We start from the raw sequence: 26,944 nt of genomic DNA on the forward strand, positions 1-26,944 counted from the left end.
GACCGGCCCGCGTACGGCCCGCACGAACTCGACCGGCCCGGGTTCCGCTCAGACTCCCGTGGTCTGCGGCTGTGCTCTGCTCACGTCGTACACCCCGGCCACGTCGCGCATCGCGCGCATGAGGGCGGGCAGTCGGGCGGCGTCCGGGAGCAGGACGGTGTAGGTGTGGCGGACCCGCTGCCGGTCGGGGGGTTCGACGGTCGCGGAGACGATCTCGGCGCCTTCGACTGCCATGGCCTCCGTGAGGTCGGCCAGGAGGTGCGGGCGGCCGAACGATTCGGCGAGCAGCGTGACCCGGCACTGCGTGCTCTCCCCCCAGCGCACGCCGACCTCCGCGCGCCCCGCGCTCTTCATCCGCGCCACCACCGCGCACTCCGCGCGGTGCACGGTCACCACTCCCCCGCGCACCGCGAAGCCGGTGATCTCGTCGGGCGGTACGGGGGTGCAGCAGCCGGCCAGCCGTACGGTCGCGCCCGGCGGGTCGACGAGGACGTCGGCGGAGGCGGGCCGGGCGGCCGGTCCGTCGGACGCCGGGCGCGAGACGGGTGCGTCGCCGGCGGCGGGAGCGCGGGACGTCTCCTCCGCTTCGGCGGGCGGCTGCGCGGGGTGGGTCGCGAGCCGGCGCTGGATGGCGATCCGTGCGGCAGCCGTGTGGGCGTGCTCCAGCCACTCCCTGGAGGGCTCGGAGGCGGGGTCCTGGCCCATCAGGAGCTGTACGGTGTCGCCGTCCCGCAGCACCGTGCTCATGGTCGCCAGGCGGCCGTTCACCCGGGCGCCCATGCACGCGTGCGCGTCCTCGCCGTACTGGGCGTACGCGGCGTCCACGCAGGTCGCGCCCTCGGGCAGGCCGAGGGTGCCGCCGTCGGGCCGGAAGACGGTGATCTCGCGGTCCTGGGCGAGGTCCGCGCGGAGGGTGGACCAGAAGGTGTCGGGGTCGGGGGCGCCCCGCTGCCAGTCGAGCAGCCGGGAGAGCCAGCCGGGCCGGGTCGGGTCGGCGCGCTCGCCGTCGCCCGCGGTCTGCTCCTCCGCCGGCGGGGCGTAGGGATTGCCGAGCGCGACGACACCCGCCTCGGCGACCTTGTGCATCTGGTGGGTGCGGATGAGGACCTCGACGACCTGGCCGTCCTGCGCGCGGGCCACCGCGGTGTGCAGCGACTGGTACAGGTTGAACTTGGGTACGGCGATGAAGTCCTTGAACTCCGATACGACGGGCGTCATGCAGGTGTGCAGTTCACCGAGGACGGCGTAGCAGTCGGCGTCCTCCTGGACGAGCACCAGGAGGCGGCCGAAGTCCGCGCCGCCGAGCGGGCCGCGCTTGCGGGAGACCCGGTGCACGGAGACGAAGTGGCGGGGCCGGATGAGGACTTCGGCGGTGATGTCGGCCTCGCGCAGCACCTTGCGCACCTCGTCGGCGACCGCGGTGAGCGGGTTGTCCGCGCGGGCGGCGTTCTCGTCGACCAACTCCCGCGTGTGCGCGTACTCCTCGGGATGCATGACCGCGAAGACGAGGTCCTCCAGCTCGGACTTGAGCGCCTGTACGCCGAGCCGTTCGGCGAGCGGGATGAGCACGTCCCGGGTCACCTTGGCGATGCGCTCCTGTTTCTCCCGGCGCATGACGCCGAGGGTGCGCATGTTGTGGAGCCGGTCGGCGAGTTTGATCGACATCACGCGGACGTCGTTGCCGGTGGCGAGGAGCATCTTGCGGAAGGTCTCGGGCTCGGCGGCGGCGCCGTAGTCGACCTTCTCCAGCTTGGTGACGCCGTCGACGAGGTAGCGGACCTCGGCGCCGAACTGCTCGCCGACCTGGTCGAGGGTCACCTCGGTGTCCTCGACGGTGTCGTGGAGGAGGGAGGCGGTGAGCGTGGTGGTCTCCGCGCCGAGCTCGGCGAGGATCAGGGTCACGGCGAGGGGGTGGGTGATGTACGGCTCGCCGCTCTTGCGCATCTGGCCGCGGTGCGAGGACTCGGCCAGCACGTAGGCGCGGCGCAGCGGGTCGAGGTCGGCGTCGGGGTGATGGGCGCGGTGTGCCTCGACGACGTGGCCGATGGCGTCGGGCAGCCGGCCTCGGGTGGCGGAGCCGAGCAGTGCGGCGCGGCCCAGGCGGCGCAGGTCGATCCGGGGGCGGGCCTTCCTGCGGGGCGCCGCCGGCGCGACGGCGCCGTTGACCGCGGGCGTCACAGGGCCTGGGCTCGCTGGATTCACGGCCTCCGCGTTCATGGGCACCTCCGGCTGCACGGACCGGCGGACGGGGTATCCCAGGGCGGACACGGCTCAGGGGATGGTGTTGGTCCCCCGTCCGGGCCGGTGCTTGATGCTATCGAGCCCATCACGTGCGGCTGACCGCCTCTCGCCGAGCGTGAAACGGATCACCCATTCGAGCGATGGTCCGAGGGTTTACGTTTTCGCACTGAGTGTCATGGACCGGGCTGTGGTTCACCGGGTCGTGGTTCAGGCGAGTACCCCTTCCAGCCATGCGGAGTCGAATTCTCCCGTGGCGACGATCACGGCGGGGCCCGTCATCTCGATCTCGCCGTCGGGGCGCTCGGTGATCACCAGGGTGCCGCCGGGCACGTCGACCGTGTACGTCGCCCGGGTGCCGGTGACCGCCGGGTCGGCGCCGTCCCTGCGGGCGGTGGCGACGGCGACGGCGCACGCGCCCGTGCCGCAGGAACGGGTCTCCCCGGAGCCGCGCTCGTGCACGCGCATGGCGACGTGGCGGGGGCCGCGGTCGACGACGAACTCGACGTTGACACCGTCCGGGTAGGCGGTGGCGGGCTCGTGGGCCGGCGGGGAGTACAGGTCGCCCGCGTGGGCGAGGTCGGCGACGAAGGCGACAGCGTGCGGGTTGCCCATGTTCACGTTCCGCGCGGGCCAGCTGCGCCCGTCGACGCTCACCACGACGTCGCCCTCGGGGAGCAGCGCGCGGCCCATGCCCACGGTCACGTCGCCGTTCTTCGCGAGGTGGACGCGCTTCACGCCCCCGCGCGTGGCGATGGTGAGATCGCCCTCGGTGGCGTGCCCGGCGCGCTGGAGGTAGCGCGCGAAGACCCGCACGCCGTTGCCGCACATCTCCGCGACCGACCCGTCGCCGTTGCGGTAGTCCATGAACCACTCCGCCTCGGCCGCCATGTCCTTGGCCTCGGGGTGCGCCGCGGACCGCACCACGTGCAGCAGTCCGTCGCCGCCGATGCCCGCGCGGCGGTCGCACAGGGCGGCGACGGCCGCCGGGGGCAGGTCGATGGCGTTCTCGGGGTCCGGGACGATCACGAAGTCGTTCTCGGTGCCGTGACCCTTGAGGAAGGCGATCCGCGTGCTCATTCCTCGATCGTACGGGGTCGGTACGACAGGACGGCGAGGCAGTGAAGGAGGGGCGGACGTGCTCGGACCCGGGCTCGCGCACACGCGCGCGGGCCTCGCGCCAGTGGGCTCGGGTCAGCCCCGCAGGCGGGCCACCCGCCACACGGCGAGGACGACGACGGCCGCGACCGCCAGGGCGTACACGAGGATCATCCGCCAGTCGGCACGGCGCCCGGATCCGCGCTGCGGCAGACCCGGCCAGGTGTAGCCGACCCGGCGGGCGGCCATCATGCCCCAGCCGGCCGCGCAGGAGCAGATCAGCAGCCCCAGCATCGCGATCACGGCGCCGCTGTCGCCGAAGTCGAAGGCGAGCGGGAAGGCGAACATCAGCGAGCCGACCGCGGCCAGGCACACGATGGGCGCGAGCTGCCAGATGCGCAGCCGTCGCTGCGGACGCAGCTCGACCTCGACCTCGTCCCCGTACATCTCGTCGGGCTCGGGGCCGTCGGCCGCCACACCCTGCGGCGTCTCGTCGGGGCCGTCGGGGCTCAGACCGGCTCCGTCCGGCTCCGGTCCGCCGTGATCGGCGGTGCCGTGCTCGGTGCTCGGTGCGGTGTCGCGAGGGCCGGCCTCCATCGCCACGCGCCCTCCCAACTAGGACTCACTCGGTCGATCGAAGCTCGATGATGGCACGCCGCCGAAGGCCCGGATGACGGCCGGGGCGTCCCGATGCCATCACGTGATCAGGCTGTAACCGGTCGTTCGACCAACGACAGGGCGAGCCGCGGAAGTTCCGTGCGATCCGCCACAGCCCCACTCAACCAGTGCACCCGCGGATCGCGCCTGAACCACGAATCCTGACGGCGCGCGAAGCGTTTGGTGGCACGGACGGTCTCGGCCCGCGCCTCGTCCAGCGTGCACTCCCCGGCGAGCGCCGCGAGCACCTGCTGGTAGCCGAGCGCGCGTGACGCCGTACGCCCCTCGCGCAACCCCTGCGCCTCGAGTGCGCGTACTTCCTCGACCAGACCCGCCTCCCACATCCGGTCGACGCGGTGGGCGATGCGCTCGTCCAGCTCGGGGCGCGCCACGTCGACGCCGATCTGCACGGTGTCGTAGACGGAGTCGTGGCCGGGGAGGTTGGCGGTGAAGGGCCTGCCGGTGATCTCGATCACCTCCAGGGCGCGCACGATCCGGCGCCCGTTGCTGGGCAGGATGGCCCGCCCGGCCTCCGGGTCGGCGGCGGCGAGACGGGCGTGCAGCGCCGCGGGGCCCCGCGCTGCGAGTTCCTCCTCCAGCCGGGCCCTGACCTCGGGGTCGGTGCCGGGGAACTCCAGGTTGTCGACGGCCCCGCGGACGTAGAGGCCGGAGCCGCCGACGAGGACCGGCCAGCGCCCCTCGGCGAGCAGCGCGTCGATCCGCTCCCGCGCGAGCCGCTGGTACTCGGCGACGGACGCGGTGACCGTCACGTCCCAGATGTCGAGCAGGTGGTGCGGGACGCCACCGCGTTCCTCGGGCGTCAGTTTCGCGGTGCCGATGTCCATCCCACGGTAGAGCTGCATGGAGTCGGCGTTGACGACCTCACCGCCGAGCCTCTCGGCCAGGAAGACGCCCAGATCGGACTTTCCGGCCGCGGTGGGTCCGACTACGGCGATGACGCGGGGGGCGGGGGGTGCGCTGCTCACCGCACCAGTCTCGCAAACCTCTCGCCCGGCCCTCGAACGAGTTACGTGACGGTGCGGGGCCGGGATCGTTGCCCGTTGCGAGGTTCCCGCGCCCCGGACCACCGGGGCCATGGCCCCGGCCACGCAAACGGACGCACCGGATGCCGCGGGATTTCGCCCGCACGAGTAACGTATGGAGTTGATATGGGCGTTTTTGCACGGCTTTTTCGGAGGTCGAAGACCACGGAGGAGGCGCCGGCCGCCGCGACGTCGGCCGATACCCCGGAGCCCGAGCGTGCGGCGGAGGCGAACGCGGCAGAGGCCGCGGAATCGACCGAAGCCGGGCCCCGGAACACGGCACAGTCGGCGGAGGCCGACGAGTCCGCCGGGGCCGACGAGTCCGCCGACTCGGAGAGCGTCGGCATCCCCAAGCAGCAGTCCGCCGGGGAGGCCGTCGACAACGAGGCCGACAAGGGCGCCCGCACCTGACTGCCCCGTGAGGGAAGGCGAACCATGGGTCTGCTGGACAACTTGAAGGCCAAACTGGGACCGGCGAAGGGCAAGGTCTCCGACCTCGCGCAGCAGCACGGGGACAAGATCGATCGCGGTCTCGACAAGGTGGCGAAGACCGTCGACGAGAGGACCAAGGGCAAGTACAGCGACCGGATCCAGACGGGTACGGGCAAGGCGAAGGGCGCCATGGACCGCCTCGCCCACAAGGACGCCGACGGCATGAACGGCGGCGGACACACTCCCGGTACCACCCCGGGCGGTCCCACCCCGGGTGGCCCCGCCTCGGGCGGCACCCCGCCGGCCGGGCCGCCTCCGGCTTCCTGACCCGCGCCCCGCGCGGCCGGCGCCCGGCGCGCGGGCGGGTCACGGGCACATCGGCGGACGGTCACGAGCGGATCAGCTCCGGGCCGTCCGCCGGCTCGTGCGTGGCGGATGACCCGCGCCCGCCGCCGTCCGCCGGCTCGTGTGTGACGGACCTCCCGCGGCCGCCCTGCTACGACCAGGTGGCCACGGCGTACCCCACCCCGTACGGCGCGTCCTCGTACAGCAGCGTGCCGGCGAGAGCCGTGTCCTCGGCCGCGCCCGCGAGGACCTGCCAGGGCGCCCGGCCGGACACCTTCAGTTCGCGGGCCAGCGCGACGTCCAGCGCCGCGAGGGCGGTCACGTCCGCCGCTCCCAGCGCGCGCCCCACCTCCGCGTCGAAGGGCGCCGCCCGCTCGTCGAGGTACCCGGGGGCCTTGAGCGTGCGGCACGCGCTGGCGTCGCCCAGCACCAGCAGCGCGATCCGGCCGGCCCGCGCGGCGACGTCCCGGCCCAGCGCCGCGCAGCGATCGGCGGGGAGGGCCTCCCCCACACCGATGCCCTCGACGGGGGCGTCGGCCCACCCGGTCCGTTCGAGCAGCCAGGCGCCCACGGCGAACCCGTACGGCAGCTCACGACCGGTCCGCTCCGGCTCCGCACCGCGGTCCGGGCCCAGGCGCACGTCCAGATCCACGCCGAACCCGCGGAACGAGCCCTGGGCGCCCTGCGGATAGACCTCGGGTCCAGTGCCGTCGGCGGGCCCGACCACCACGAGCCGGTCGGGCCGGGCCGCGGCGAGCACACCCAGCGCGTCCGTGCAGGCGGCACGGGTGACGTCCAGCTCGGGTTCGGCGCCCGCGGCGACCTCCGGCACGAGGAGCGGCGGGCAGGGACAGACAGCGGCGGCGACAAGCATGATCGGCAGCGTAGCCCCGTACCGCCGTCCGCCGTCGTACGCCCTGCGGTCAGTCGCAGCCGCAGCCGCTCGCCACGACGGGCTGGGGCTCGGGAACGCCGATCTTCGGCAGGCCCAGCATCACGCCCACGGGCTTGGCCTGCTCGGCCGCGTTGCGCTTCTCCCAGGCGTCGCCCGCGCGCGTGCGGCGCACACCGAGCACCTCACCCTCGGCGAGGAGGTGGTGCGGAGCGGCGTAGGTGATCTCGACCGTCACCACGTCGCCCGGGCGGACCTCCTGGTCGGGCTTGGTGAAGTGCACCAGGCGGTTGTCGGGGGCGCGGCCGGAGAGGCGGTGGGTGGCACCGTCCTTGCGGCCCTCGCCCTCGGCGACCATCAGCTCCAGGGTGCGGCCGACCTGCTTCTTGTTCTCCTCCCAGGAGATCTCCTCCTGGAGGGCGACGAGACGCTCGTAGCGCTCCTGGACGACCGCCTTGGGGATCTGGTCGTCCATCTCGGCGGCCGGGGTGCCGGGCCGCTTGGAGTACTGGAAGGTGAAGGCCTGGGCGAACCGGGCCTCGCGCACCACGTGCAGGGTCTGCTCGAAGTCCTCCTCGGTCTCGCCGGGGAAGCCCACGATGATGTCGGTGGTGATCGCCGCGTGCGGGATGGCAGCCCGCACCTTCTCGATGATGCCCAGGTAGCGGTCCTGGCGGTAGGAGCGGCGCATGGCCTTCAGGACCGGGTCGGAACCGGACTGGAGCGGCATGTGCAGCTGCGGCATCGCGTTCGGCGTCTCGGCCATGGCTGCGATCACGTCGTCGGTGAAGTCGCGCGGGTGCGGGGAGGTGAAGCGGACGCGCTCCAGGCCTTCGATGTTCCCGCAGGCGCGCAGCAGCTTGCTGAACGCCTCGCGGTCACCGATGTCGGAGCCGTAGGCGTTGACGTTCTGCCCGAGGAGGGTGATCTCGGAGACGCCCTCGGCGACCAGGGCCTCGACCTCGGCGAGGATGTCGCCGGGACGCCGGTCCTTCTCCTTGCCGCGCAGCGCCGGGACGATGCAGAAGGTACAGGTGTTGTTGCAGCCGACGGAGATGGAGACCCAGGCCGCGTAGGCGCTCTCGCGCCGGGTCGGCAGCGTGGACGGGAAGGCCTCCAGGGACTCGGCGATCTCGACCTGCGCCTCCTCCTGCACGCGGGCGCGCTCCAGCAGCACCGGCAGCTTGCCGATGTTGTGCGTGCCGAAGACGACGTCCACCCAGGGGGCCCGCTTCACGATGGTGTCGCGGTCCTTCTGCGCCAGGCAGCCGCCGACCGCGATCTGCATCCCGGGGCGGCTCGCCTTCTTCGGGGCGAGGTGGCCGAGGTTGCCGTACAGCTTGTTGTCGGCGTTCTCCCGTACGGCGCAGGTGTTGAAGACGACGACGTCCGCGTCGCCGTCGGCGCTCTCGGGGGCGCGGACGTAGCCCGCGTCCTCCAGCAGCCCGGACAATCGCTCGGAGTCGTGGACGTTCATCTGGCACCCGTAGGTGCGGACTTCATAGGTGCGCGTGCCGCCCACTGACTGGCTCCGGTCGATGCTGCTCATGGCAATAAGGGTAGGCGGTCGGCGGCGATGGCCCGGGCCGCCTGTGGACAACCGGGGTCGGTGCTGGTCAGGGCTGGTCGGAGCCGGTGACCGGAGCCGGCGGTCAGGGCTCGATGAGGCCCGCGCGGATCGCGTACCGGGTGAGCTCCAGGCGGTCGCGGACGCCCAGCTTCTGGAGGAGGTTGGCACGGTGGCGTTCGACGGTCTTGGCGCTGATGAACAGCAGCTCGCCGATCTCCTTGGAGGTGTGGCCCTCGGCGACGAGCTTGAGGATCTCCTCCTCGCGTTCGGTGATGGGCCGCTCGGGCAGGCCACCGCCACTGTGCAGGCGGTCCAGGTAGGAGCGGACCAGGGCCCGCTCGGCGCCCGGGTAGATGAACGGCTCGTCGCGTACGGCCGCCCTGCATGCCTCGACAAGGTCGCGGTCGGCGACGGACTTGAGGACGTAGCCGCAGGCACCGGCCTTCAGGGCCTCGAAGAAGTACTGCTCGTTGTCGTACATGGTCAGGATGAGGATGCGCAGCTCGGGCAGGCGGCGGGAGAGTTCGCGGGCCGCCTGGAGGCCGGTCATGCGGGGCATCGCGACGTCCAGGACGGCGAGGTCGACCTCGGTGGCCCGCGCCGCCGCGACCGCCTCGGCCCCGTCACCGGCCTCGGCGACGACGGTCAGGTCCGGTTCGCCGTCCAGGATGAGGCGCACTCCGCGGCGTACGAGGGTGTGGTCGTCGGCGAGCAGGACGCGGATCGGGGGCCGGGCGGGCATCAGGGGCGGTCTCCGGTTCGGTCCTGGGGGCGGTTCCCGGTCGCGTCCGCGGCCTGGCTTGCGGATCGGTCCCCGGTCGCCTCCACGGCCTGGTTCGCGGATCGGTCCCCGGTCGCGCCCACGGCCTGGTTCGCGGACCGGGTCCCGACCGCGTCCGGGACCCGGTCTCCGGATCGGCCCCCGACCGCGTCCACGACCCGGTCTCCGGGCCGGTCCCCCGGCGGGGCGGGGACGCGCAGGCGTACGTCGGTGCCCCGTACGGGGGCGGGTTCGAAGTGGATCTCGGCTCCTATCAGCAGGGCCCGTTCGCGCATGCCGCGGATGCCGGCGCCCTCGGAGGCCGCGCCGAGACCGGTGCCGTTGTCGCGTACGAGAAGTTCGACACCGTCGGGCAGCGGGCGGATGCTCAGCTCCGCGCGGTCCGCGGCGGCATGGCGGGCGGTGCTGGTCAGGCCCTCCTGGGCGACCCGGTAGAGCACCAGTTCCGCCTCCGGGGCGAGCGGGGGCAGGTCGCCGGGGACGTGGTGGTGGACGGTCAGCCCGTGGTGTGTGAACTCGGCGGCGAGCGAGCGCAGGGCGCTGGCGAGGCCGAGCTCCTCCAGGACACCGGGGCGCAGGCGACGGGCGATGCGGCGGATCTCGTCGAGGCCGGACCGGGTGGCCTCCTGGGCGAGGGACACTTCCTCACGCAGTTCGCCGGGTACCCGGTCGGCGACGCGCTTGAGCTGGAGGAGTACGGCCGTGAGGGTCTGGCCGACCTCGTCGTGGAGCTCGCGGGCGATGCGGTGGCGTTCGCGTTCCTGGGCGTGCAGGGCGCGGCCGGCGCCGGCGGCGCGTTCGGCCTGGAGCCGGTCCAGCATCGTGTTGTACGTCGCGATCAACTGTGCCGCCTCGGCCGGTCCGGCGACCGTCGGGCGGGCCCCTGGCACCAGCAGGTCGGCGGTGGCCATGGCCCGGCCGAGCCGGCGCAGCGGGGTGAGTCCTATGCGCAGGACGACCGCGTTGCCGGCCAGCAGCGCCGCGAGGCCCGCCAGCAGGACCAGCGCCTCCCCGGGCAGGACGGGCGTCGACACGGTGACCGGTCCCAGCAGCAGTGCTGTGGCGACGACCAGACCCGCGGCGTTGAGCGAGAAGATCCGCCAGAACAGCGACACGGTCCTCTTCCCGCTCCTCCCGGCCTTCGCGCACGACACCGCCGCAACCACCTTCGCCGCCCGCGACCGGCCGCGTATATCCGTCACGACACCCATATCGCCACCGTACGTGCGGATGACAGCATGGCGAGGCCGCGAGGACGTCACGCACGTGCGGAAAGTGCGGCAAGGGACGCAAGACGAATGAGGGGAAAGCTCGTGTCAGCTCCACGCCTGAGGGCGACGCCGCTGCCGGGTATCGGGGTCCAGTACGACCTGGTGACCCGCGAGCACCGGCACCTGTCGGTGGTGGCACACCGCGACGGCACCCGGACGGTGAACATGTACCGGGCCGACGACCCCGATTCCTGCGCCCACTCGCTCCGGCTGGCCGGCGCGGAGGCGGGCGCGCTGATCGACGCGCTGAAGCCCTCCCACCACAGCCCGAGCCTGCTCTACACCACTGATCTCGGGCTGGTCGCGGAGCGGATCGAGGTGGCCGCGACGTCCCGGTGGAACGGCCGCCTGCTCGGCGAGACGTGCATGCGGACCGAGACCGGCGCGTCCATCGTCGCGGTGCTGCGGCGGGCCGAGGCCATTCCGTCGCCGGCGCCGGACTTCCGGCTGGTGGGTGGTGACACCTTGATCGTCATCGGCACCCGCGAGGGCGTCGACACGGCCGCGGCGATACTCGGGCAGGAGTGAGCCGGTGCACTCCGCGGTTCTGCTGATCGAGTTCGGTTCCATCATTCTGGGGCTCGGGCTGCTCGGCCGGTTCGCCGGCCGATACCGCCTCTCCCCGATCCCGCTGTACCTGCTGGCCGGACTGGCGTTCGGCGAGGGCGGCCTGCTGCCGCTGGGGGCGAGCGAGGAGTTCGTCGCCGCCGGCGCCGAGATCGGCGTCATCCTCCTGCTGCTGATGCTGGGCCTGGAATACACGGCCAGCGACCTGGTCACCAACCTGAAGTCCCACTATCCGGCCGGCCTCGTCGACTGCGCGCTCAACGCCGTGCCGGGCGCGGTGGCCGCACTGCTGCTGGGCTGGAGCCCGGTGGCTGCCGTCGTCCTGGCCGGGGTGACGTGGATCTCGTCGTCCGGTGTCATCGCCAAGGTGCTCGGAGACCTCGGCCGCGTCGGCAACCGCGAGACCCCGGTGATCCTGAGCGTGCTGGTCCTGGAGGACCTGGCGATGGCGGTGTACCTGCCGATCGTCACGGCCCTGGTGGCCGGTGCCGGGCTGATGACCGGGAGCATCACGCTGGCGATCGCGCTGGCCGCGGCGGGCGCGGTGCTGTTCGTGGCGCTGCGTTACGGCCGGGTGATCTCGCGGTTCGTCTCCAGCGACGACCCGGAGAAGCTGCTGCTCGTGGTGCTGGGCCTGACGATCCTGGTCGCGGGCGTCGCGCAGCAGCTCCAGGTGTCGGCCGCCGTGGGCGCGTTCCTCGTGGGCATCGCGCTGTCCGGAGAGGTCGCGGAGGGCGCGCACACGCTGCTGAGCCCGCTGCGGGACCTGTTCGCCGCGGTCTTCTTCGTCTTCTTCGGGCTGCACACCGATCCGGCCAGCATTCCGCCGGTCCTGGTGCCCGCTCTCGCACTGGCTCTGCTCACCGCCGTGACGAAGATCGCCACCGGGTACTGGGCCGCGCGGCGGTCCGGGATCTCCGTCAAGGGCCGCTGGCGCGCGGGCGGTGCGCTGGTGGCGCGCGGCGAGTTCTCGATCGTCATCGCGGGCCTCGCGGTGTCGGCCGGTGTCGAACCGTCCCTGGGCCCGCTGGCCACGGCCTACGTCCTCATCCTGGTCGTCCTCGGCCCGCTCACCGCCCGCTTCACCGAGCCGCTGGCGTCCCGTCTCTTCCGTCGCCGGGACAATCCCGACCGCCCCGGCGGCGTGCCCGACGGGACGCCGCAGACGGCGGGGGCGGAGGCGTCGGTGGGCGACTGAACCGGCGCCGTCCCCGCGACGGCCTCGGTACGCCCCGATACGACCCCGGTACGCAGGTGCCGGAGTCGTAGTGTCGTACGTCGGCGGCGGCAGCGGTCGTACGTCGGCGGCAGCAGCGGCAGCGGCAGCGGCAAGGAACGCGGAATGCCTCCGCGCCCCCGCCCCGCAGCCCCGTCAGGCGCCCGGCGTCTCCAACGCCTCCGCCGACCGCGGCGTCCATCCCTGCCTGCGCAGTACGCCCGGCACGTCCGGTGCCTCGTAGTGGTCGCCCTTGAGGACCTTGCCGTCGGCTCTGCGGCTGACGCGGCCGTCGGGGCCCAGCTTGGTCATGTTGGAGCGGTGGATCTCGGCGATCACTTCGTCGAGGTCGATGCCGTGGACGAGCGCCGTGCCGTAGGCGACGTAGACCACGTCCGCCAGTTCGTGCGCGAGCCGGTCGAGCGGGCCCGTCACCGACACCTCGGCGACCTCGGCGGCCTCCTCGGCGAGCAACTCACCTCTGTGGGCGGCCAGGTCGGGGGAGACCTCGGTCGGGGTGCTGCGGGCGTCCAGCCCGAAGGCGAGGTGGAAGGCGCGGACCAGGTCGGCGGGCGAGGAACTCATGCCGACGACTGTAGCGAGTGCCACTGACAGTCGGCGCCGCGCTCCCGCACGGTCGCCGTGTGAGCTCCGCCCTGGTCAGCCGGGTTGCGGGCTGGCAGGATCGCGCACATGTCCTCGCTGCTCTCCCGTATCGGCAGACGCCGCGCCGTCCAGGGCGCGGTCGCCGGTGCCGTCGCCCTCGGGCTGCTGCTGTGGTGGCTGCTGCCGCTGGGCGAGGAACCGCCGAGCGGGGCGATCACGTTCAGCACGGGCACGCGTGCGGGCGTCTACCAGAAGTACGGCGAACTGCTGCGCAGCGAGCTGCGCAAGGACATGCCGGACCTGGAGGTGCGGCTGATGACCAGCGCGGGCTCGCAGGAGAACGTCGAGCGGGTGGCGTCCGGGGAGGCCGACTTCACGATCGCCGCGGCCGACGCCGTGGAAACGTACAAGATCGCCGGCCGTCCCGGCGCCGAGGGTCTGCGCGGTGTCACCCGCCTCTACGACGACTACGTGCAGCTCGTGGTGCCGAGTGGCTCGGACATCCAGTCCGTCGCCGACCTGCGCGGCAAGCGGGTGGCCATCGGGCTGCCGAACTCGGGCGTACGGCTGATCGCCACCCGGCTGCTGAAGGCCGTGGGCATCGACCCGGAGAAGGACATCACGCCGCGTGCGGACGGGATCGACACCGGTCCGGGCCGGCTGGGCGACGAGCTAGACGCGTTCTTCTGGTCGGGGGGCGTGCCCACGGACGGGCTCAAGCAGATCGCGGAGACCTCCGCCTTCCGGTTCGTGCCGATCGGCGAGGACCTCGTCACCAAGCTGCACGAGTCGGGCGGCGCGACCCGCTACTACCGCACCACCAACATGCCGGAGTCGGCGTACCCCACCGTGCAGAACGGTTCCGTGGTGCCCACGATGGCGGTGTCCAACCTGCTGGTGACCCGCGCGGACATGGATCCGCGGCTCACCGAGTGGCTGACCAGGACGGTGCTCGACAGCCGCGACGGCATCGGGGCGACCGTCCACTCCGCGCAGTTGGTGGACCTGCGTACCGCGATCTACACCGACCCGCTGGAGCTGCACGAGGGTGCCCGGCGCTACTACCGGTCGGTGAAGCCGTAGGGCCGCTCCGGCTCCTCGGGTGCACCCGTACCCGGTCCGGACCTCGGCACCGTGACCGTCACCTCGAGGCCGTGCGGCTCGTGGTGGCCGAAGTGGATCGAGCCGTCGCCCGCCGCGAGCAGCGCCCGGCAGATGGACAGGCCGAGACCGGAGCCCTTGATGTTCTGGTGCCGGCCGCTGCGCCAGAAACGGTCGCCCACGCGCGCGAGCTCCTCGTCGGTCAGCCCGGGACCGTTGTCGGTGACGACGACGGTGGTGGCATCCCCGGTGGAGGCGACCGTGACCCGGACGATCTCGTCGGCCGGTGTGAACTTCACCGCGTTGTCGATGACCGCGTCCAGGGCGCTGGACAGCGTCACCGGGTCGGCCCAGCCCGTGGTCGGCGGGCAGTCCCCCACCAGCCGCACACCCTTGGCCCCGGCCGTCGGTGACCAGGCCGCCACCCGCTCGGCGGCCAGCGCGCCGATGTCGGTGAGATTCAGGTCCGCCTGGCTGTGCTCGGCCAGCGCCAGGTCGAGCAGGTCGTCCAGGACCCGGGCCAGTCGCTTGCCCTCGGTCTGGACGGAGGCGATCTCCTCGTTGTCCTCGGGCAGTTCCAGGGCGAGCAGCTCGATACGCAGCAGCAGCGCCGCGAGGGGGTTGCGCAGCTGATGCGAGGCGTCGGCGACGAAGGCGCGCTGCTGTTCCAGCACCTCCTCCACGTGGTCCGCCATCTCGTTGAACGACCCGGCCAGGCGCCTGAGCTCCGGCGGTCCCCCGGCCGGCGCGACCCGGGACTTGAGCCGCCCGGTGGCGATGTCGTGGGTGGTGGCGTCCAGGACCCGTACCGGCCTGAGCACCCAGCCGGTCAGCCGGAGCGCGGCACCGACGGCGAGCAGCATCGCGGCGACCTCACCGGCGCCGATGATCAGCCAGCCGCGCAGGGTGCGCGACCGCATCGAGTCGGTGGGCGAGTCGGTGACCACGACCGCGACCACGTCTCCGTCCCGGATGACCGGCGAGGCGACCACGAGCCGGCCGTCCTCCCAGGGCCACACCTGCTGCGGGTCGTGACTGCGGCGGCTGAGCAGCGCCTCGTCGAAGGAGTCGCGCACCTCGCCGGTCTGGGGGAGGAACCAGGTCGTCGGCGCGTTGGCCATCGGGATGTGGTTGCGGTAGAAGACGCCGGCCTTGATGCCGTAGACCTCGTAGTAGCTGATGAGCTCGGTCTGCAGCGTCTCCAGGCGTTCGTCCGTGGTCGTCCGGCGCGAGCCGCCCGGCACGTCCTCGGTGACGAACTGGGCGAGCGCGGCGAAGCGTGCCGTGTCGTCTATGCGGTCGATGACGACCTTCTGCTGCTCCGCGCGGGCGACGCTGACGCCGAGCGGAACGCCGAGCGCGAGCAGTACGGCCGCCATCAGGACGATGAGCAGCGGGAGCAGGCGTGTGCTCACCCGGTCCCGCTATCCGGTGGGGGCGACGAGGCGGTAGCCGACGCCGCGGACGGTCTCGATGAGCGCCGGCATGCGCAGCTTGGCGCGCAGCGAGGCGACGTGCACCTCCAGCGTGCGGCCGGTCCCCTCCCAGCTGGTGCGCCAGACCTCGCTGATGATCTGCTCCCGGCGGAAGACCACTCCGGGGCGCTGTGCGAGCAGGGCGAGGAGGTCGAACTCCTTGCGGGTGAGTTGGACAACCGAACCGTCCACGGTGACCTGGCGTGTCGGCAGCTCGATACGCACCGCTCCGAGGCGCACCACGGTCTCGGTGCTCCCGGTGGTGTCCTCGTGGGCGGTGCGCCGGCTGACGGCGTGGATCCGGGCGAGCAGTTCCCCGGTGTCGTACGGCTTGACCACGTAGTCGTCGGCGCCGAGGTTGAGGCCGTGGATGCGGGAGCGGACGTCGGAGCGGGCGGTGACCATGATGACGGGGGTGCTGGTGCGCTTGCGGATCTTGCCGCAGACCTCGTAGCCGTCCTGGTCGGGCAGCCCCAGGTCGAGCAGGACGACGCCGAAGCAGTCGACCTCGGGGACGAGCGCCTGGAGAGCCTCCTCGCCGCTGCGCGCGTGGGTGACGTCGAAGCCGTGCCGTGCCAGGATCGCGGACAGAGCGGCGGCCACGTGGTTGTCGTCCTCGACGAGCAGCAGTCTCATCCGGGCTCCCTTCGGTTCATCGGCCGTACGCTTGGCATGGGTAGGAAAGACACGTGCACGCGCGCGGGCACCTTGTGCAGTGACGCCGATGGAGGGGGACGGCGTCAAGAGGCTTCCGGTTGCGGCCGCTCGAAGTTATCCGGCCGATATGCGCCCTGCTCACAAGTGCTACGACTCGTATCCGATTGCTACCGGATCGTGATGCTCAGATTCCCCTCAGATGTAGAGACGCAGGTCGATTGGCGTTACTACTGTCCTCCGAAACCGAGGAGGACGGAGCCCGAGAGCGATGACCGAAGTATCGGTGGCCAAGGAAGATGTGGCCGCGACCGGCGAACTGGTCGTCCTGAAGAGTGTCAACAAGCACTTCGGCGCGTTGCACGTGCTCCAGGACATCGACCTGACGATCACCCGCGGCGAGGTTGTCGTGGTCATCGGACCCTCCGGGTCCGGTAAGTCCACCCTGTGCCGCACCATCAACCGCCTGGAGACCATCGACTCAGGATCGATCGCGATCGACGGCAAGCCCCTCCCCGCCGAGGGCAAGGAGCTCGCCAGGCTGCGGGCCGACGTCGGCATGGTTTTCCAGTCCTTCAATCTCTTCGCGCACAAGACCGTGCTCGAGAACGTCACCCTGGGCCAGGTCAAGGTCCGCAAGGTCGACGCCAAGAAGGCCGAGGAGAAGGCCCGCGCCCTGCTCGACCGCGTCGGCGTGAGCGCCCAGGCGGACAAGTACCCCGCGCAGCTCTCCGGCGGTCAGCAGCAGCGCGTCGCCATCGCGCGGGCGCTGGCCATGGACCCGAAGGTCATGCTCTTCGACGAGCCGACGTCGGCCCTCGACCCCGAGATGATCAACGAGGTGCTGGAGGTCATGAAGCAGCTCGCCCGTGACGGCATGACCATGGTCGTCGTCACGCACGAGATGGGCTTCGCCCGGTCGGCGGCCAACCGCGTGGTGTTCATGGCGGACGGCCGCATCGTCGAAGAGGCCACGCCGGACCAGTTCTTCAGCAATCCGCGCAGCGACCGCGCCAAGGACTTCCTGTCGAAGATCCTGCACCACTGACACGGTGCGGGCCCGACGTCCGTGTCGCCCGCGCTCCAGCCGGCTCGCCTCTCGCATCTGATCGTCTGATCGTCTGATCACAGTCAAAGGATGTTCACCATGAAGCTCCGCAAGGTCACCGCCGCCTCGGCCACCGTGTTCGCCCTCGCCCTGACCGCCACCGCGTGCGGCTCCGACGACGGAGACAGCGGCTCCTCGGGTGGCGACGACAAGAAGATCACCATCGGCATCAAGTTCGACCAGCCGGGCCTCGGCCAGAAGACCCCCGACGGCTACGAGGGCTTCGACGTCGACGTCGCCACGTACGTCGCCAAGAAGCTCGGCTACACCGAGGACCAGATCGAGTGGAAGGAGTCGAAGAGCGCCGACCGCGAGACCATGCTGCAGCGCGGCGACGTCGACTTCATCGCCGCCACGTACTCGATCACCCCGCAGCGCCAGGAGAAGGTCGACTTCGCCGGCCCCTACCTGCTCGCCCACCAGGACGTGCTGCTGCGCGCCGACGACGACAAGATCAAGACGCCCGAGGACCTGAACGACGCCAAGCTCTGCTCGGTCACCGGCTCGACCTCGGCGCAGAACATCAAGGAGAAGCTGGCGCCCAAGGCGCAGCTGCAGCCCTACCCGACGTACTCCGCCTGCCTGCCCGGCCTGCAGAACGGTGCCATCGACGCGCTGACCACCGACGACTCGATCCTCGCCGGTTACGCCTCCCAGAAGCAGTTCAAGGGCAAGTTCAAGCTCGGCGGCTTCAAGCTGACGAACGAGAACTACGGCATCGGCGTCAAGAAGGGCAGCGACCTCAAGGACAAGATCAACAAGGCTCTGGAGGAGATGGTCGCCGACAAGTCCTGGGACAAGGCCGTCAAGGACAACCTCGGCCCGGCCAACTACAAGAACGAGCCGGCGCCCAAGATCGGCGACATCAAGAGCTGAGGCAGCGCCTGACAGGGTGCGCCGCCCACCGGAAGGGGCGGCGCACCGGGGTGGGCATCCCTACACGCGGAAGCGCGGGAGATCGTGTTCGACTTTCTTGAGGATTACGACCTGCTGGGAGCCTTCTGGACGACAGTGCAGCTCGCTGTGCTGTCGGCCGTCGGCTCCCTGATCTGGGGCACCATGCTGGCGGCCATGCGGGTGGGCCCGGTGCCGTTGATGCGCGGCTTCGGGACCGCGTACGTGAACACCGTGCGCAACATCCCGCTGACCGTCATCATTCTGTTCACGTCGCTGGGCCTGAACCAGACACTGGGAGTGTCCCTCGGCGCGAACGACGTCGAGACGATCAACTTCCGGCTCGCCGTCCTCGGCCTGATCCTCTACACCTCGTCCTTCGTTTGCGAGGCGCTGCGCTCCGGCATCAACACGGTGCCGGTCGGGCAGGCGGAGGCGGCCCGGGCGATCGGCCTCAGCTTCGGCCAGGTGCTGCGACACGTGGTGCTGCCCCAGGCATTCCGTTCCTCCGTCGTCCCTCTGGCGAACGTTCTGATCGCGCTCATCAAGAACACCACGGTGGCCGCGGCCATCGGCGTTGCCGAGGCGGCGCTCCTGATGAAGGAGATGATCGAGAACGAGGCACAGCTGCTGCTGATCTCCGCGGTCATCGCCTTCGGTTTCGTGGTTCTGACGCTGCCGACCGGCCTCATTCTCGGCTGGGTGGGCAAGAAGGTGGCGGTGAAGCGATGAGCTCCGTTCTGTACGACGCCCAGGGCCCCCGGGCCAAGCGGCGCAACATCGTCTTCACGGCTGTCTTCGTGGTGGCCGTCGCGGCTCTCCTGTGGTGGGTGTACGGCACCCTCAAGGACAAGGGCCAGCTGGAATGGGCCCTCTGGAAGCCGTTCTTCTCCGGCTCGGAGGCCTGGTCCACGTACATCTGGCCCGGCCTGGAGAACACTCTGAAGGCCGCCGCTCTCGCGGTGATCATCGCACTGCCGCTGGGCGCGATCCTTGGTATCGCCCGCCTGTCGGACCACGTGTGGGTACGAGTTCCGGCCGCGATCGTGGTCGAGTTCTTCCGGTCCATCCCCGTGCTGGTCCTGATGATCTTCGGCCTCGCCCTGTTCGCCGAGTACACCAACGTCAGCTCGGACGATCGCCCGCTGTACGCGGTGGTCACGGGTCTGGTGCTGTACAACGCCTCCGTCCTCGCCGAGATCGTCCGGGCGGGCATCCTGGCCCTGCCCAAGGGCCAGTCCGAGGCGGCAATGGCGATCGGCCTGCGCAAGGGCCAGGTGATGCGGACCATCCTGCTGCCCCAGGCGGTCACGACGATGCTGCCGGCCATCGTCAGCCAGCTCGTCGTCATCCTGAAGGACACCGCGCTCGGCGGTGCCGTCCTCACCTTCCCCGAACTGCTCGCGTCGGCCAACACGATGAGCGGCTACTACGGTGCCAACGTCATCGCGAGCTTCACCGTTGTCGCGGTGATCTACATCGCGCTCAACTTCCTCCTCACGAGCTTCGCGAGCTGGTTGGAGCGGCGGCTGCGCCGGGCCAAGAAGTCGACCGGCGCGGTACTCAAGGCGGACGACGCCGAGGCAGCCGGAACCGGCGCCGCCTGACACAGCTGACACTCGGTCACCTCATATGACCATCAACGGAGGCAGTGGCATGATCGCCACTGCCTCCGTCACTTGACGCAAGCAGCGGCAATAGGTTGCATACGTTCTGTGACCGTGCACCCTGCTCCAATGTCCTGTTCACCCACGTCCCCCGGGACACCGTCACGGGCAGGGGGCGTCGCGCCGTGGACCCGGTGATCATCACCGGAGCGGGGCCCGTGGGGCTCACGCTCGCCCTGGCGCTGGCGCGGCAGGAGGTGCCCTGTGTCGTTCTCGACGAAGGGCCGGGCAAGGACGAACCGCGTCCCGCGCGGACCGTCGTCCTGGGCGAGGACGCCGTCACCCTCGTCGAGCGGCTGACCGGCACACCGCTGACGGGGCTGGGTTTCCGTTGGGCCGGATGGCGGTCGATGCGGCGCAAGCAGGTGACGCGCGAGGTAGTCTTCGGCGACACCGACCCGGCGCCGCTGCACATCGCCCAGCACGAACTGACCGACGTCCTGCGCACGGCACTCGCCCACGAGTCGCTCGTCAAGGTCGCGGTGGACAGCCGCCTGGACGGTATCGAGCAGGAGGCGTCGGGCGTCACGGCCCACACCCGCGGCCCCGCCGGCACCTGGTGGCGCGGCAGTTACCTGGTGGGCTGCGACGGCCCCCGCTCGACCGTCCGCAAGCTCCAGGACATCCGCTTCCCCGGCCGTACGGCGGTGGAACGATACGCCGTCGCCGCACTGCGCACGGAACTCCCGTGGACCGACGAGGCGTTGCTCCACCGGATGCCTCCATGGCGTACGTCCGGTCCGTCGGCCGGCGAGATCGTCGGCCGCCCCCTGCCGGACGGCGTGTGGCGTCTGGACTGGCTGCTGCCTCCCGGCAAGGATCTGGTCACGCCCGAACTGCTGGTCAACCGGGTCCGCGAGACCCTCACCGGCTGGGCCGGCGGCTCACCCCCGTCGTACGAACTCCTCGACACCGGAGTCCACACGGTCCACCACCGGCTGGCCCGCCGCTGGCGGGTGGGCCGCGTGCTCCTCGCCGGGGACGCCGCCCACCTGCTGGGCGCGCTGGGCACACAGGGGCTCGACGAGGGGCTGCTGGACGCCGACAACCTCGCCTGGAAACTGGCCCTGGCCTGGCATCACGGACCGCGTGAGGCACTGCTCGACAGCTACCAGGAGGAGCGGCGCACGGCGATCGCCGCACGGCTGCGCGCCGCCGACCAGGTACTGCCGCTGCTGCGCGGCGGCGGAGGCCTGCGTTCCTACGTCCCCGGCTCGACCCGCGGCAACGACGCGCTGCTCGCCGACGGCCACCTGCGGCGCGGGACTCTGGGTGCGCCGGGCACGTACGCCGACTCGCCGCTCGCGCCCGAGGACCTCGCCGGGGAGGTGTCCGTCGGCACACCGCCCGGGGCGCCCGTCACCGATGTGCGGGTCACGGCGGAGGACGGCACGTTCGTACGGCTCCGCGACCGGCTCGGGCGCGGGGCGCTGCTGGTGGTGCTGATCGCGCCGGGTACGGGTGTGTGGGACCGCAAGCACTGGGTGACCGCCGGCATCATGCCCCGACTGGCGGCGGCGGTGACGGCACTGCCGCATCACGCCGAGCTGCTGGTCGCCGAGAGCTACCCGGGTGCCGCGGCCCACACCGTGCTGCTGGTGCGGCCCGACGGTCACCTCGTCACGGCGCTGAACGGGGTGCGCCCGGCCGACCTGTACGCGGCGGCGGAGACGGCGGTGGGCGGGGCGACGACCACGGCCACGGAGCCCACGGCGGAAGAGGCGGGGGCGGAGGCCGCGGCCGGATCCCGTTGACGGCCGTCCGGGGGGCGTGCCGACGGCTCGTCGCCGTCGGCCGTCAGCTGTCAGCCGTCGCCGGGCACTGTCCACACTGTCCATGTGGTGACTGCGAGTTGACCGTCCCACACCGCCGTGGTCTACTCCGGATCGTGACCGACACCTGTGTACGCCTGTGGCGGAGGGTCCACATGGACCTCATCCGCTATGCGGGCTGCGTGTGTCGCCCGTCCTGCTGAATTCGCATCACTTCTCTGCGCGCCGCCGCGTGCCCCTTCGCGAAACTCCCAGGACGGTACCCATGTCTGTCTCCTCCCCTGTCTCCGCCTCCGCGGCCACGGCCACTCCCACTCCCACTCCCACTCAGGCCGAACTCCTCGACTTCGTACGCCGTACGGCCGCCGACGCCGAACTGATCGCCTCCCTCCCGCTCGACCCGGAGGGCCGCACCTGGGTCCGGTTGGCCGGACCGGGCGGCAGCGAGGCCTGGCTGATCGGCTGGCCGCCCGGCACGGGCACCGGCTGGCACGATCACGCCGAGTCCGTGGGCGCCTTCGTGACCGGCGCGGGTGAGCTCACGGAGAACGCGCTCGCCGCCCGCCTGCCCACCGACGGCTGGAAGACCCTGGAACTCACCGACGGGGTGGACCGGAAGCGCCGGCTGCCGACGGGCAAGGGACGCGCATTCGGCCGGCACCATGTGCACGAGGTGCTCAACGAGTCACCCGACCGGCACGCGGTCTCCGTGCATGCCTACTACCCGCCCCTGCCGCGGATCCGCCGCTACACCCGCAACGGGCAGACCCTGCGCCTGGAGCAGGTCGAGCGGCCGGAGGACTGGCAGTGAGCGAGCCGACCGGCATCGACGCTCTGCTGGAGCGCGTGCGCAGCGGTTACCGTCGCATCGCGCCGCTCGCGGCGTACGACGCCGCCGGGGCCGGTACGGCGCTGCTGGTGGACATCCGTTACGCCGCCCTGCGCGAGCGGGACGGTGTGATCCCCGGCGCGCTGGTGATCGAGCGAAACGAACTGGAGTGGCGCCTGGATCCGCAGGGCAGCCACCGTCTCCCCGAGGCCACGGGCCATGACCTGCGCGTCGTCGTGGTGTGCGACGAGGGCTACGCCTCCAGCCTGGCGGCGGAGTCCCTGCACCGCCTGGGCCTGCACCGGGCCACCGATCTGATCGGCGGATTCCAGGCTTGGCGGGCGGCAGGACTGCCGGTGACCGCCTCGTAGCCCGTATACCCCACCCGGTCGGCTCCACCGGTCGGACGACCACCGCCTCCAGGATGTCGTCCGGCCGGCGCGACCCGGGTCAGACCCCCTCGTCGCCGAGGAACTCCGTGTCCTCGCCCTCCTCCTCCAGCGCCTGGCGGACCACCCGCAGTGCCATGCCCTCGGGGTAGCCCTTGCGGGCCAGCATGCCCGCGAGGCGGCGCAGCCTCTTGTCGCGGTCGAGGCCGCGAGTGGCGCGCAGCTTGCGGGCGACCAGCTCGCGCGCGGTCTCCTCCTCCTGCTCGGAGTCCAGCTGCGAGACCGCCTCGTCGATGAGCGTGGCGTCGACGCCCTTGGTCCGCAGCTCCCTGGCGAGGGCGCGCCGGGCCAGCCCGCGGCCGTGGTGCCGGGACTCCACCCAGGCTTCCGCGAAGGCGCTGTCGTTGATCAGGCCGACCTCCTCGAACCTGGACAGCACCTCCTCGGCGGCCTCGTCGGGGATCTCCCGCTTACGCAGGGCGTCGGCGAGTTGTTTGCGCGTGCGCGGGGTCCCGGTGAGCAGGCGCAGGCAGATCGCCCGTGCCTGCTCGACCGGGTCCCGCGGAGGTTCCCCCTTCTCGGCCCTCGACGAGGAAGTGGCACCTCCGTCCTCGGCGGGCGACTCCGTACGCTCGCGACGCCGCCCGCGCCCGCTACCCGTCCCACGGCCCCGTCGAGCCCTGCCACGCGCGCCACCGTCACCGTGGCGTGCCCCACCGTCACCGGGAGAGCCGGCACCGTGCGGGCCCTCGGCGCCGTACGGCGCGAAGGGGTCGGCCGTGCCGTCCGCGACGTCGGACAGGTCCGTCTCGTACGGGGCCGCGGCCGCCCCGTACACGCCGCCGTCCATGCCGACGGAGCCGGCGTCACCCGGTCTCCCCCGCTCGCGCTCCCGCGAGGCGTTGTCCGGATACGCGTACTCGGCCCAGTCGGTTCGTCGTGTCACGGTCAGCTCTTGGCTGCCGCGGCCTTGGACTTGGTGGCCTTGGCGGTCGCGGGGGCGGGCACCGCCGGTGCGGCGTCGGCCGGGGCGGTGGAGGCGGCGGCGTCCGCGCTCGGCTCGGTGGCCGGCTCCTCGGGACGTACGCCGACGCCCAGCTTCTCCTTGATCTTCTTCTCGATCTCGTTGGCCAGGTCGGGGTTGTCCTTCAGGAAGTTGCGCGCGTTCTCCTTGCCCTGGCCGAGCTGGTCGCCCTCGTACGTGTACCAGGCACCGGCCTTGCGGACGAAGCCGTGCTCCACGCCCATGTCGATCAGGCCGCCCTCGCGGCTGATGCCATGGCCGTAGAGGATGTCGAACTCGGCCTGCTTGAAGGGCGGCGCGACCTTGTTCTTGACGACCTTGACGCGGGTGCGGTTGCCGACCGCGTCGGTGCCGTCCTTCAGCGTCTCGATGCGTCGGATGTCGAGCCGCACCGAGGCGTAGAACTTCAGCGCCCGGCCACCGGTCGTGGTCTCCGGAGAGCCGAACATCACGCCGATCTTCTCGCGGAGCTGGTTGATGAAGATCGCGGTGGTCTTGGACTGGTTGAGCGCACTGGTGATCTTCCGCAGGGCCTGGCTCATCAGGCGGGCCTGCAGACCGACATGGCTGTCGCCCATCTCGCCCTCGATCTCCGCGCGCGGCACGAGCGCTGCGACGGAGTCGATGACGATGAGGTCGAGGGCACCGGAGCGGACCAGCATGTCCACGATCTCCAGGGCCTGCTCACCGTTGTCCGGCTGGGACAGGATCAGGTTGTCGATGTCGACGCCGAGCTTCTGCGCGTACTCGGGGTCGAGGGCGTGCTCCGCGTCCACGAACGCGACCTGGCCCCCGGCCTTCTGTGCGTTCGCCACCGCGTGCAGGGTCAGGGTCGTCTTGCCCGAGGACTCGGGACCGTAGACCTCGATGACGCGGCCGCGCGGCAGGCCGCCGACGCCGAGTGCCACGTCGAGCGCGGTCGACCCGGTCGGGATGACCTCGATGGGCTCCTTCGACCGGTCGCCCATGCGCATGACCGCGCCCTTGCCGAACTGCCGTTCAATCTGTGCGAGCGCGGCATCCAGGGCCTTCTCGCGGTCGGTTCCTGCCATGGGTTCCACCCGGTTTGCTTGATTCGATCGCTTCACGTCAAAGACGCTAATGCCTGCCACTGACAATCCACCCTGATGCGGGTCCGGCCTGTGGATAACTCGGGCGCTTCTCCGCCCAAACCCAGTCGAATCACCCGTCACGAGCCTCGCCAGAGCCTCCATAAGAATGGATGTTCGATTTTGGTGTCAAGCGCACCACGCGGCACCTCCGAGCGTACGTCTGCCGGGCCGGCGGTCGGGTGGCTAGAGTGCGGACGCGACGTGGAGGAGGGGGACAGCATGGCCAAGGTCAGCATCAGTCTCGACGCCGAACTGGTGGTGGAAGCGATGGTTCTGGCCGGCATCGGCTCGCCACAGGACGCCGTCGAGGCGGTGGTGCGGGACTACATCGCCCGCGGCCACCGCACGGAGACCCGCACCGAGTTCAAGGACCGGAACCTGCGGGAGGTCGACGCCAAGCCGCAGGAACCGCAGGGCTGATCCCCGCACCCGCCGCCGTCCCGCGGGCGGGCAGGCCACGGTCAGGCTCGCCCCGTGCGGAACGTCAGGCCGTCGGCACCGCCCACCTGGCAACACCTGCCCAGGTTCCGGGCACCGTACCGGCCGACCGCTCGCCTCGTTCCGCTGTCGGCCCACCGGGCCCGCCGGCATGACGCCGGCGGTGCGCTCCGGGGGCCGCTCTCACGTACTGGGCGGCCTCATCAGGACGAGCCGCCGCCCCCGGCGCCCTCCGCCCCGGGATGTCCCGGCTCCGGTCGCCGAGCCCACAGTTTCCGCAGACGCGTCGAGCCCCCAGGGTCCGACCGGCGGTTCCGGCGTCCGTGGACGCGCGGATCGTCCGTGACGTCGTAACGCTTGACGTACGCGCCGAGGAACGCCTGCAGCGTGGCGATCGCCGGGATGGCGATCAGCGCGCCGACGGCGCCGAGCAGGGCGGCGCCCGCGACGACCGAGCCGAAGGCGACCGCCGGGTGGATGTCCACGGTCTTGGACGTCAGCTTGGGCTGCAGTACGTAGTTCTCGAACTGCTGGTAGATCACCACGAAGATCAGTACCCACAGCGCGTACCAGGGGTTGACCGTGAAGGCGATCAGCATGGGCAGGGCGCCCGCGAGATAGGTGCCGATGGTGGGAATGAACTGCGACACCAGACCCACCCACACCGCGAGCGCGGGGGCGTAGGGCACCTCCAGGATCTCCAGCAGGATGTAGTGCGCTATGCCGGAGACCAGCGCCATCAGACCGCGCGAGTACAGGTAACCGCCGGTCTTGTCCACGGCGATCTCCCACGCGCGCAGGACCTCGGCCTGCCGGGCGGGCGGCAGGACGGAGCAGAGCGCACGCCGCAGCCGGGGGCCGTCGGCGGCGAAGTAGAACGAGAACAGCAGGACCGTCAGCATCTGGAAGAGGCCACCGAGGACCTGGGCCGACACGTCCAGGACGCCGGTGGCGCTGTTCTGCACGTAGTTGCGCAGCCAGTCGGAGCGGAGCAGGCCCTCCTGGATGTCCACCCGTCTCAGCTCGGTGTGGAAGTGGCCGTTGACCCAGTTGATGACGGAGTCGAGGTAGTCCGGGAAGTCCTCGACCATCTTGACGATCTGGCCCGCGAGCATCGAGCCGAGCAGCGTGACGAACCCCGCGGCGGCGATCAGCACGGTGATGAAGACGAGGAAGGTGGCCAGCCCGCGACGCAATCCGCGTCCGGCCATCCAGCTCACCGCGGGTTCGATGGCGAGGGCCAGGAAGAAGGCGATGAGGACGTTGATCAGCAGGCCGGTGAGCTGGTGGAAGGCCCAGCTGCCGAGCTGGAAGACGGCGATGAGCGCGAGGGCCAGCACCATGGCACGCGGGAGCCAGCGCGGCATGCGGGCGCCCGGCCCGGCGGGGCCGCCGGGCGGGGGACCGGTGGGCGGCGTCGTACCGGTCGGGGATGCGTGCCGGGTCGCCTGCCCGGACTCGTCAGTGGGTGCCACGGACCAAGTCTCGCCCACGCCACCGACAGCGGAGCGCCATCCGGTGATCTTCGTAACCGGTCAACGCTGCTCCTGCGGCACGTTCATGACAGTGCAGACCACCCGCCATACATCCTTGGCGTCCCATCCGGCGTCCAGCGCCTCGTGCACCGTGCGCCCGCCCAGCTCCGCCATCACGTGATCGCGCGCGAAGGTGTCGGCGTAGCCCGGACCGAAGTGATCCGTCATCCGCTCCCAGAAGACCGTCAACCGCATGACTCCAGTATCCCGCCCCTGAGAGTGGGCCCTGC

Annotated in this window: 28 protein-coding genes and 1 pseudogene; 14 read left to right on the forward strand and 15 right to left on the reverse strand. The window is 71.4% G+C overall.

What is annotated here, in order from left to right:
* Positions 1–48 precede the first annotated feature (48 nt).
* From RI578_RS10615 to miaA, 4 genes are all read right to left on the reverse strand, one after another.
* Entirely contained in the window at positions 49–2,217 is a 2,169-nt protein-coding gene (locus RI578_RS10615) for an HD domain-containing protein (protein WP_310870866.1), read from the reverse strand.
* A gap of 231 nt (positions 2,218–2,448) precedes the next feature.
* Complete coding sequence (gene dapF, locus RI578_RS10620; protein ID WP_310870867.1) at positions 2,449–3,318, reverse strand: diaminopimelate epimerase; 870 nt, start codon at positions 3,316–3,318, stop codon at positions 2,449–2,451.
* Positions 3,319–3,432: 114 nt separating this feature from the next.
* Positions 3,433–3,933: a hypothetical protein gene (locus RI578_RS10625; protein ID WP_310875731.1), complete on the reverse strand. Its 501-nt coding sequence runs from the start codon at positions 3,931–3,933 to the stop codon at positions 3,433–3,435.
* A gap of 107 nt (positions 3,934–4,040) precedes the next feature.
* Positions 4,041–4,979, reverse strand: a complete 939-nt coding sequence (gene miaA, locus RI578_RS10630; protein ID WP_310870868.1) for a tRNA (adenosine(37)-N6)-dimethylallyltransferase MiaA — start codon at positions 4,977–4,979, stop codon at positions 4,041–4,043.
* Between the two features lie 183 nt (positions 4,980–5,162).
* Here miaA and RI578_RS10635 point away from each other — a divergent pair, with 183 nt between their 5' ends.
* Positions 5,163–5,447 carry a hypothetical protein gene (locus RI578_RS10635; protein ID WP_310870869.1) on the forward strand — a complete coding sequence of 95 codons (285 nt, stop codon included), beginning with the start codon at positions 5,163–5,165 and terminating at the stop codon, positions 5,445–5,447.
* A 24-nt stretch (positions 5,448–5,471) separates the two neighbouring features.
* On the forward strand, positions 5,472–5,795 hold the full coding sequence (locus RI578_RS10640; protein WP_310870870.1) for an antitoxin: 324 nt from the start codon (positions 5,472–5,474) through the stop codon (positions 5,793–5,795).
* 169 nt (positions 5,796–5,964) lie between these two features.
* Here the strand turns inward: RI578_RS10640 and RI578_RS10645 are convergent, their stop codons facing one another.
* The 4 genes and pseudogenes from RI578_RS10645 to RI578_RS10660 form a co-directional block, all read right to left on the reverse strand.
* A complete protein-coding gene (locus RI578_RS10645; RefSeq protein ID WP_310870871.1) occupies positions 5,965–6,687 on the reverse strand; it encodes a class III extradiol dioxygenase subunit B-like domain-containing protein in 723 nt (240 codons plus the stop codon).
* Between the two features lie 49 nt (positions 6,688–6,736).
* Positions 6,737–8,254, reverse strand: coding sequence for a tRNA (N6-isopentenyl adenosine(37)-C2)-methylthiotransferase MiaB (miaB, locus tag RI578_RS10650; RefSeq protein WP_310870872.1), 1,518 nt, complete (start codon positions 8,252–8,254; stop codon positions 6,737–6,739).
* A gap of 103 nt (positions 8,255–8,357) precedes the next feature.
* Positions 8,358–9,017 (reverse strand): response regulator transcription factor, encoded by a 660-nt coding sequence (locus RI578_RS10655; RefSeq protein ID WP_055419881.1) that lies wholly within the window; start codon positions 9,015–9,017, stop codon positions 8,358–8,360.
* 185 nt (positions 9,018–9,202) lie between these two features.
* A pseudogene (locus tag RI578_RS10660) lies at positions 9,203–10,267 on the reverse strand (sensor histidine kinase); the annotation flags it as partial.
* Positions 10,268–10,369: 102 nt separating this feature from the next.
* Between RI578_RS10660 and RI578_RS10665 the strand changes: the two are divergent.
* Complete coding sequence (locus RI578_RS10665; RefSeq protein WP_310870873.1) at positions 10,370–10,855, forward strand: TrkA C-terminal domain-containing protein; 486 nt, start codon at positions 10,370–10,372, stop codon at positions 10,853–10,855.
* A 4-nt stretch (positions 10,856–10,859) separates the two neighbouring features.
* Complete coding sequence (locus RI578_RS10670) at positions 10,860–12,092, forward strand: cation:proton antiporter (RefSeq protein ID WP_310870874.1); 1,233 nt, start codon at positions 10,860–10,862, stop codon at positions 12,090–12,092.
* A 174-nt stretch (positions 12,093–12,266) separates the two neighbouring features.
* Here the strand turns inward: RI578_RS10670 and RI578_RS10675 are convergent, their stop codons facing one another.
* Positions 12,267–12,695 (reverse strand): MazG nucleotide pyrophosphohydrolase domain-containing protein, encoded by a 429-nt coding sequence (locus RI578_RS10675; RefSeq protein ID WP_310870875.1) that lies wholly within the window; start codon positions 12,693–12,695, stop codon positions 12,267–12,269.
* Positions 12,696–12,803: 108 nt separating this feature from the next.
* On the opposite strand from RI578_RS10675, the gene RI578_RS10680 reads away from it, so the two are divergent.
* Positions 12,804–13,799 (forward strand): TAXI family TRAP transporter solute-binding subunit, encoded by a 996-nt coding sequence (locus RI578_RS10680; protein ID WP_310870876.1) that lies wholly within the window; start codon positions 12,804–12,806, stop codon positions 13,797–13,799.
* On the opposite strand, the gene RI578_RS10685 is transcribed toward RI578_RS10680, so the two are convergent.
* Complete coding sequence (locus RI578_RS10685; RefSeq protein ID WP_310870877.1) at positions 13,778–15,232, reverse strand: HAMP domain-containing sensor histidine kinase; 1,455 nt, start codon at positions 15,230–15,232, stop codon at positions 13,778–13,780. The two genes, RI578_RS10680 and RI578_RS10685, sit on opposite strands and share 22 nt — an antisense overlap.
* Before the next feature lie 9 nt (positions 15,233–15,241).
* Entirely contained in the window at positions 15,242–15,928 is a 687-nt protein-coding gene (locus RI578_RS10690) for a response regulator transcription factor (RefSeq protein ID WP_210962776.1), read from the reverse strand.
* A gap of 289 nt (positions 15,929–16,217) precedes the next feature.
* On the opposite strand from RI578_RS10690, the gene RI578_RS10695 reads away from it, so the two are divergent.
* The 8 genes from RI578_RS10695 to RI578_RS10730 all read left to right on the forward strand — a co-directional run bounded on the left by RI578_RS10695 (position 16,218) and on the right by RI578_RS10730 (position 22,587).
* Complete coding sequence (locus RI578_RS10695; RefSeq protein ID WP_310870878.1) at positions 16,218–16,994, forward strand: amino acid ABC transporter ATP-binding protein; 777 nt, start codon at positions 16,218–16,220, stop codon at positions 16,992–16,994.
* A 99-nt stretch (positions 16,995–17,093) separates the two neighbouring features.
* Positions 17,094–17,930, forward strand: coding sequence for a glutamate ABC transporter substrate-binding protein (locus tag RI578_RS10700; protein ID WP_310870879.1), 837 nt, complete (start codon positions 17,094–17,096; stop codon positions 17,928–17,930).
* An 84-nt stretch (positions 17,931–18,014) separates the two neighbouring features.
* Positions 18,015–18,680 carry an amino acid ABC transporter permease gene (locus RI578_RS10705; protein WP_121749597.1) on the forward strand — a complete coding sequence of 222 codons (666 nt, stop codon included), beginning with the start codon at positions 18,015–18,017 and terminating at the stop codon, positions 18,678–18,680.
* Positions 18,677–19,555 carry an amino acid ABC transporter permease gene (locus RI578_RS10710; RefSeq protein WP_310870880.1) on the forward strand — a complete coding sequence of 293 codons (879 nt, stop codon included), beginning with the start codon at positions 18,677–18,679 and terminating at the stop codon, positions 19,553–19,555. Before RI578_RS10705 ends, RI578_RS10710 begins: the two co-directional genes overlap by 4 nt.
* A 185-nt stretch (positions 19,556–19,740) precedes the next feature.
* Entirely contained in the window at positions 19,741–21,369 is a 1,629-nt protein-coding gene (locus RI578_RS10715) for an FAD-dependent monooxygenase (RefSeq protein ID WP_310870881.1), read from the forward strand.
* Positions 21,370–21,542: 173 nt separating this feature from the next.
* The gene (locus RI578_RS42690) at positions 21,543–21,590 is read left to right on the forward strand and encodes a hypothetical protein (RefSeq protein WP_342781581.1); all 48 of its coding nucleotides are present in this window, start codon (positions 21,543–21,545) and stop codon (positions 21,588–21,590) included.
* Positions 21,591–21,652: 62 nt separating this feature from the next.
* The gene (locus RI578_RS10725) at positions 21,653–22,198 is read left to right on the forward strand and encodes a cysteine dioxygenase (RefSeq protein WP_310870882.1); all 546 of its coding nucleotides are present in this window, start codon (positions 21,653–21,655) and stop codon (positions 22,196–22,198) included.
* Positions 22,195–22,587: a rhodanese-like domain-containing protein gene (locus tag RI578_RS10730; protein WP_310870883.1), complete on the forward strand. Its 393-nt coding sequence runs from the start codon at positions 22,195–22,197 to the stop codon at positions 22,585–22,587. Before RI578_RS10725 ends, RI578_RS10730 begins: the two co-directional genes overlap by 4 nt.
* A 79-nt stretch (positions 22,588–22,666) precedes the next feature.
* On the opposite strand, the gene recX is transcribed toward RI578_RS10730, so the two are convergent.
* Positions 22,667–23,551 carry a recombination regulator RecX gene (gene recX / locus RI578_RS10735; protein ID WP_310870884.1) on the reverse strand — a complete coding sequence of 295 codons (885 nt, stop codon included), beginning with the start codon at positions 23,549–23,551 and terminating at the stop codon, positions 22,667–22,669.
* 2 nt (positions 23,552–23,553) lie between these two features.
* Positions 23,554–24,681: a recombinase RecA gene (gene recA, locus RI578_RS10740; RefSeq protein WP_310870885.1), complete on the reverse strand. Its 1,128-nt coding sequence runs from the start codon at positions 24,679–24,681 to the stop codon at positions 23,554–23,556.
* 279 nt (positions 24,682–24,960) lie between these two features.
* Here recA and RI578_RS10745 point away from each other — a divergent pair, with 279 nt between their 5' ends.
* Entirely contained in the window at positions 24,961–25,161 is a 201-nt protein-coding gene (locus tag RI578_RS10745) for a type II toxin-antitoxin system VapB family antitoxin (RefSeq protein WP_055419896.1), read from the forward strand.
* Between the two features lie 221 nt (positions 25,162–25,382).
* On the opposite strand, the gene RI578_RS10750 is transcribed toward RI578_RS10745, so the two are convergent.
* Positions 25,383–26,654 (reverse strand): AI-2E family transporter, encoded by a 1,272-nt coding sequence (locus RI578_RS10750; protein WP_310870886.1) that lies wholly within the window; start codon positions 26,652–26,654, stop codon positions 25,383–25,385.
* Positions 26,655–26,714: 60 nt separating this feature from the next.
* On the reverse strand, positions 26,715–26,909 hold the full coding sequence (locus RI578_RS10755; RefSeq protein ID WP_210962767.1) for a DUF3046 domain-containing protein: 195 nt from the start codon (positions 26,907–26,909) through the stop codon (positions 26,715–26,717).
* Positions 26,910–26,944 lie beyond the last annotated feature (35 nt).

It is taken from the genome of Streptomyces sp. BB1-1-1, from assembly GCF_031597775.1.
GTDB classification, from domain to species: Bacteria; Actinomycetota; Actinomycetes; order Streptomycetales; family Streptomycetaceae; genus Streptomyces; species Streptomyces thinghirensis.

What these genes read in the sequence shown, in the direction of transcription:
- RI578_RS10635 (WP_310870869.1), top strand. Translation starts at nt 5,163, where the DNA reads ATGGGCGTTTTTGCACGGCTTTTTCGGAGGTCGAAGACCACGGAGGAG.
- RI578_RS10675 (WP_310870875.1), bottom strand. Translation starts at nt 12,695, where the DNA reads ATGAGTTCCTCGCCCGCCGACCTGGTCCGCGCCTTCCACCTCGCCTTC.
- RI578_RS10625 (WP_310875731.1), bottom strand. Translation starts at nt 3,933, where the DNA reads ATGGAGGCCGGCCCTCGCGACACCGCACCGAGCACCGAGCACGGCACC.
- miaB (WP_310870872.1), bottom strand. Translation starts at nt 8,254, where the DNA reads ATGAGCAGCATCGACCGGAGCCAGTCAGTGGGCGGCACGCGCACCTAT.
- RI578_RS10680 (WP_310870876.1), top strand. Translation starts at nt 12,804, where the DNA reads ATGTCCTCGCTGCTCTCCCGTATCGGCAGACGCCGCGCCGTCCAGGGC.
- RI578_RS10745 (WP_055419896.1), top strand. Translation starts at nt 24,961, where the DNA reads ATGGCCAAGGTCAGCATCAGTCTCGACGCCGAACTGGTGGTGGAAGCG.
- RI578_RS10695 (WP_310870878.1), top strand. Translation starts at nt 16,218, where the DNA reads ATGACCGAAGTATCGGTGGCCAAGGAAGATGTGGCCGCGACCGGCGAA.
- recA (WP_310870885.1), bottom strand. Translation starts at nt 24,681, where the DNA reads ATGGCAGGAACCGACCGCGAGAAGGCCCTGGATGCCGCGCTCGCACAG.
- RI578_RS10755 (WP_210962767.1), bottom strand. Translation starts at nt 26,909, where the DNA reads ATGCGGTTGACGGTCTTCTGGGAGCGGATGACGGATCACTTCGGTCCG.
- RI578_RS10725 (WP_310870882.1), top strand. Translation starts at nt 21,653, where the DNA reads ATGTCTGTCTCCTCCCCTGTCTCCGCCTCCGCGGCCACGGCCACTCCC.
- RI578_RS10640 (WP_310870870.1), top strand. Translation starts at nt 5,472, where the DNA reads ATGGGTCTGCTGGACAACTTGAAGGCCAAACTGGGACCGGCGAAGGGC.
- RI578_RS10615 (WP_310870866.1), bottom strand. Translation starts at nt 2,217, where the DNA reads ATGAACGCGGAGGCCGTGAATCCAGCGAGCCCAGGCCCTGTGACGCCC.
- RI578_RS10710 (WP_310870880.1), top strand. Translation starts at nt 18,677, where the DNA reads ATGAGCTCCGTTCTGTACGACGCCCAGGGCCCCCGGGCCAAGCGGCGC.
- RI578_RS10645 (WP_310870871.1), bottom strand. Translation starts at nt 6,687, where the DNA reads ATGCTTGTCGCCGCCGCTGTCTGTCCCTGCCCGCCGCTCCTCGTGCCG.
- RI578_RS10700 (WP_310870879.1), top strand. Translation starts at nt 17,094, where the DNA reads ATGAAGCTCCGCAAGGTCACCGCCGCCTCGGCCACCGTGTTCGCCCTC.
- RI578_RS10690 (WP_210962776.1), bottom strand. Translation starts at nt 15,928, where the DNA reads ATGAGACTGCTGCTCGTCGAGGACGACAACCACGTGGCCGCCGCTCTG.
- dapF (WP_310870867.1), bottom strand. Translation starts at nt 3,318, where the DNA reads ATGAGCACGCGGATCGCCTTCCTCAAGGGTCACGGCACCGAGAACGAC.
- RI578_RS10655 (WP_055419881.1), bottom strand. Translation starts at nt 9,017, where the DNA reads ATGCCCGCCCGGCCCCCGATCCGCGTCCTGCTCGCCGACGACCACACC.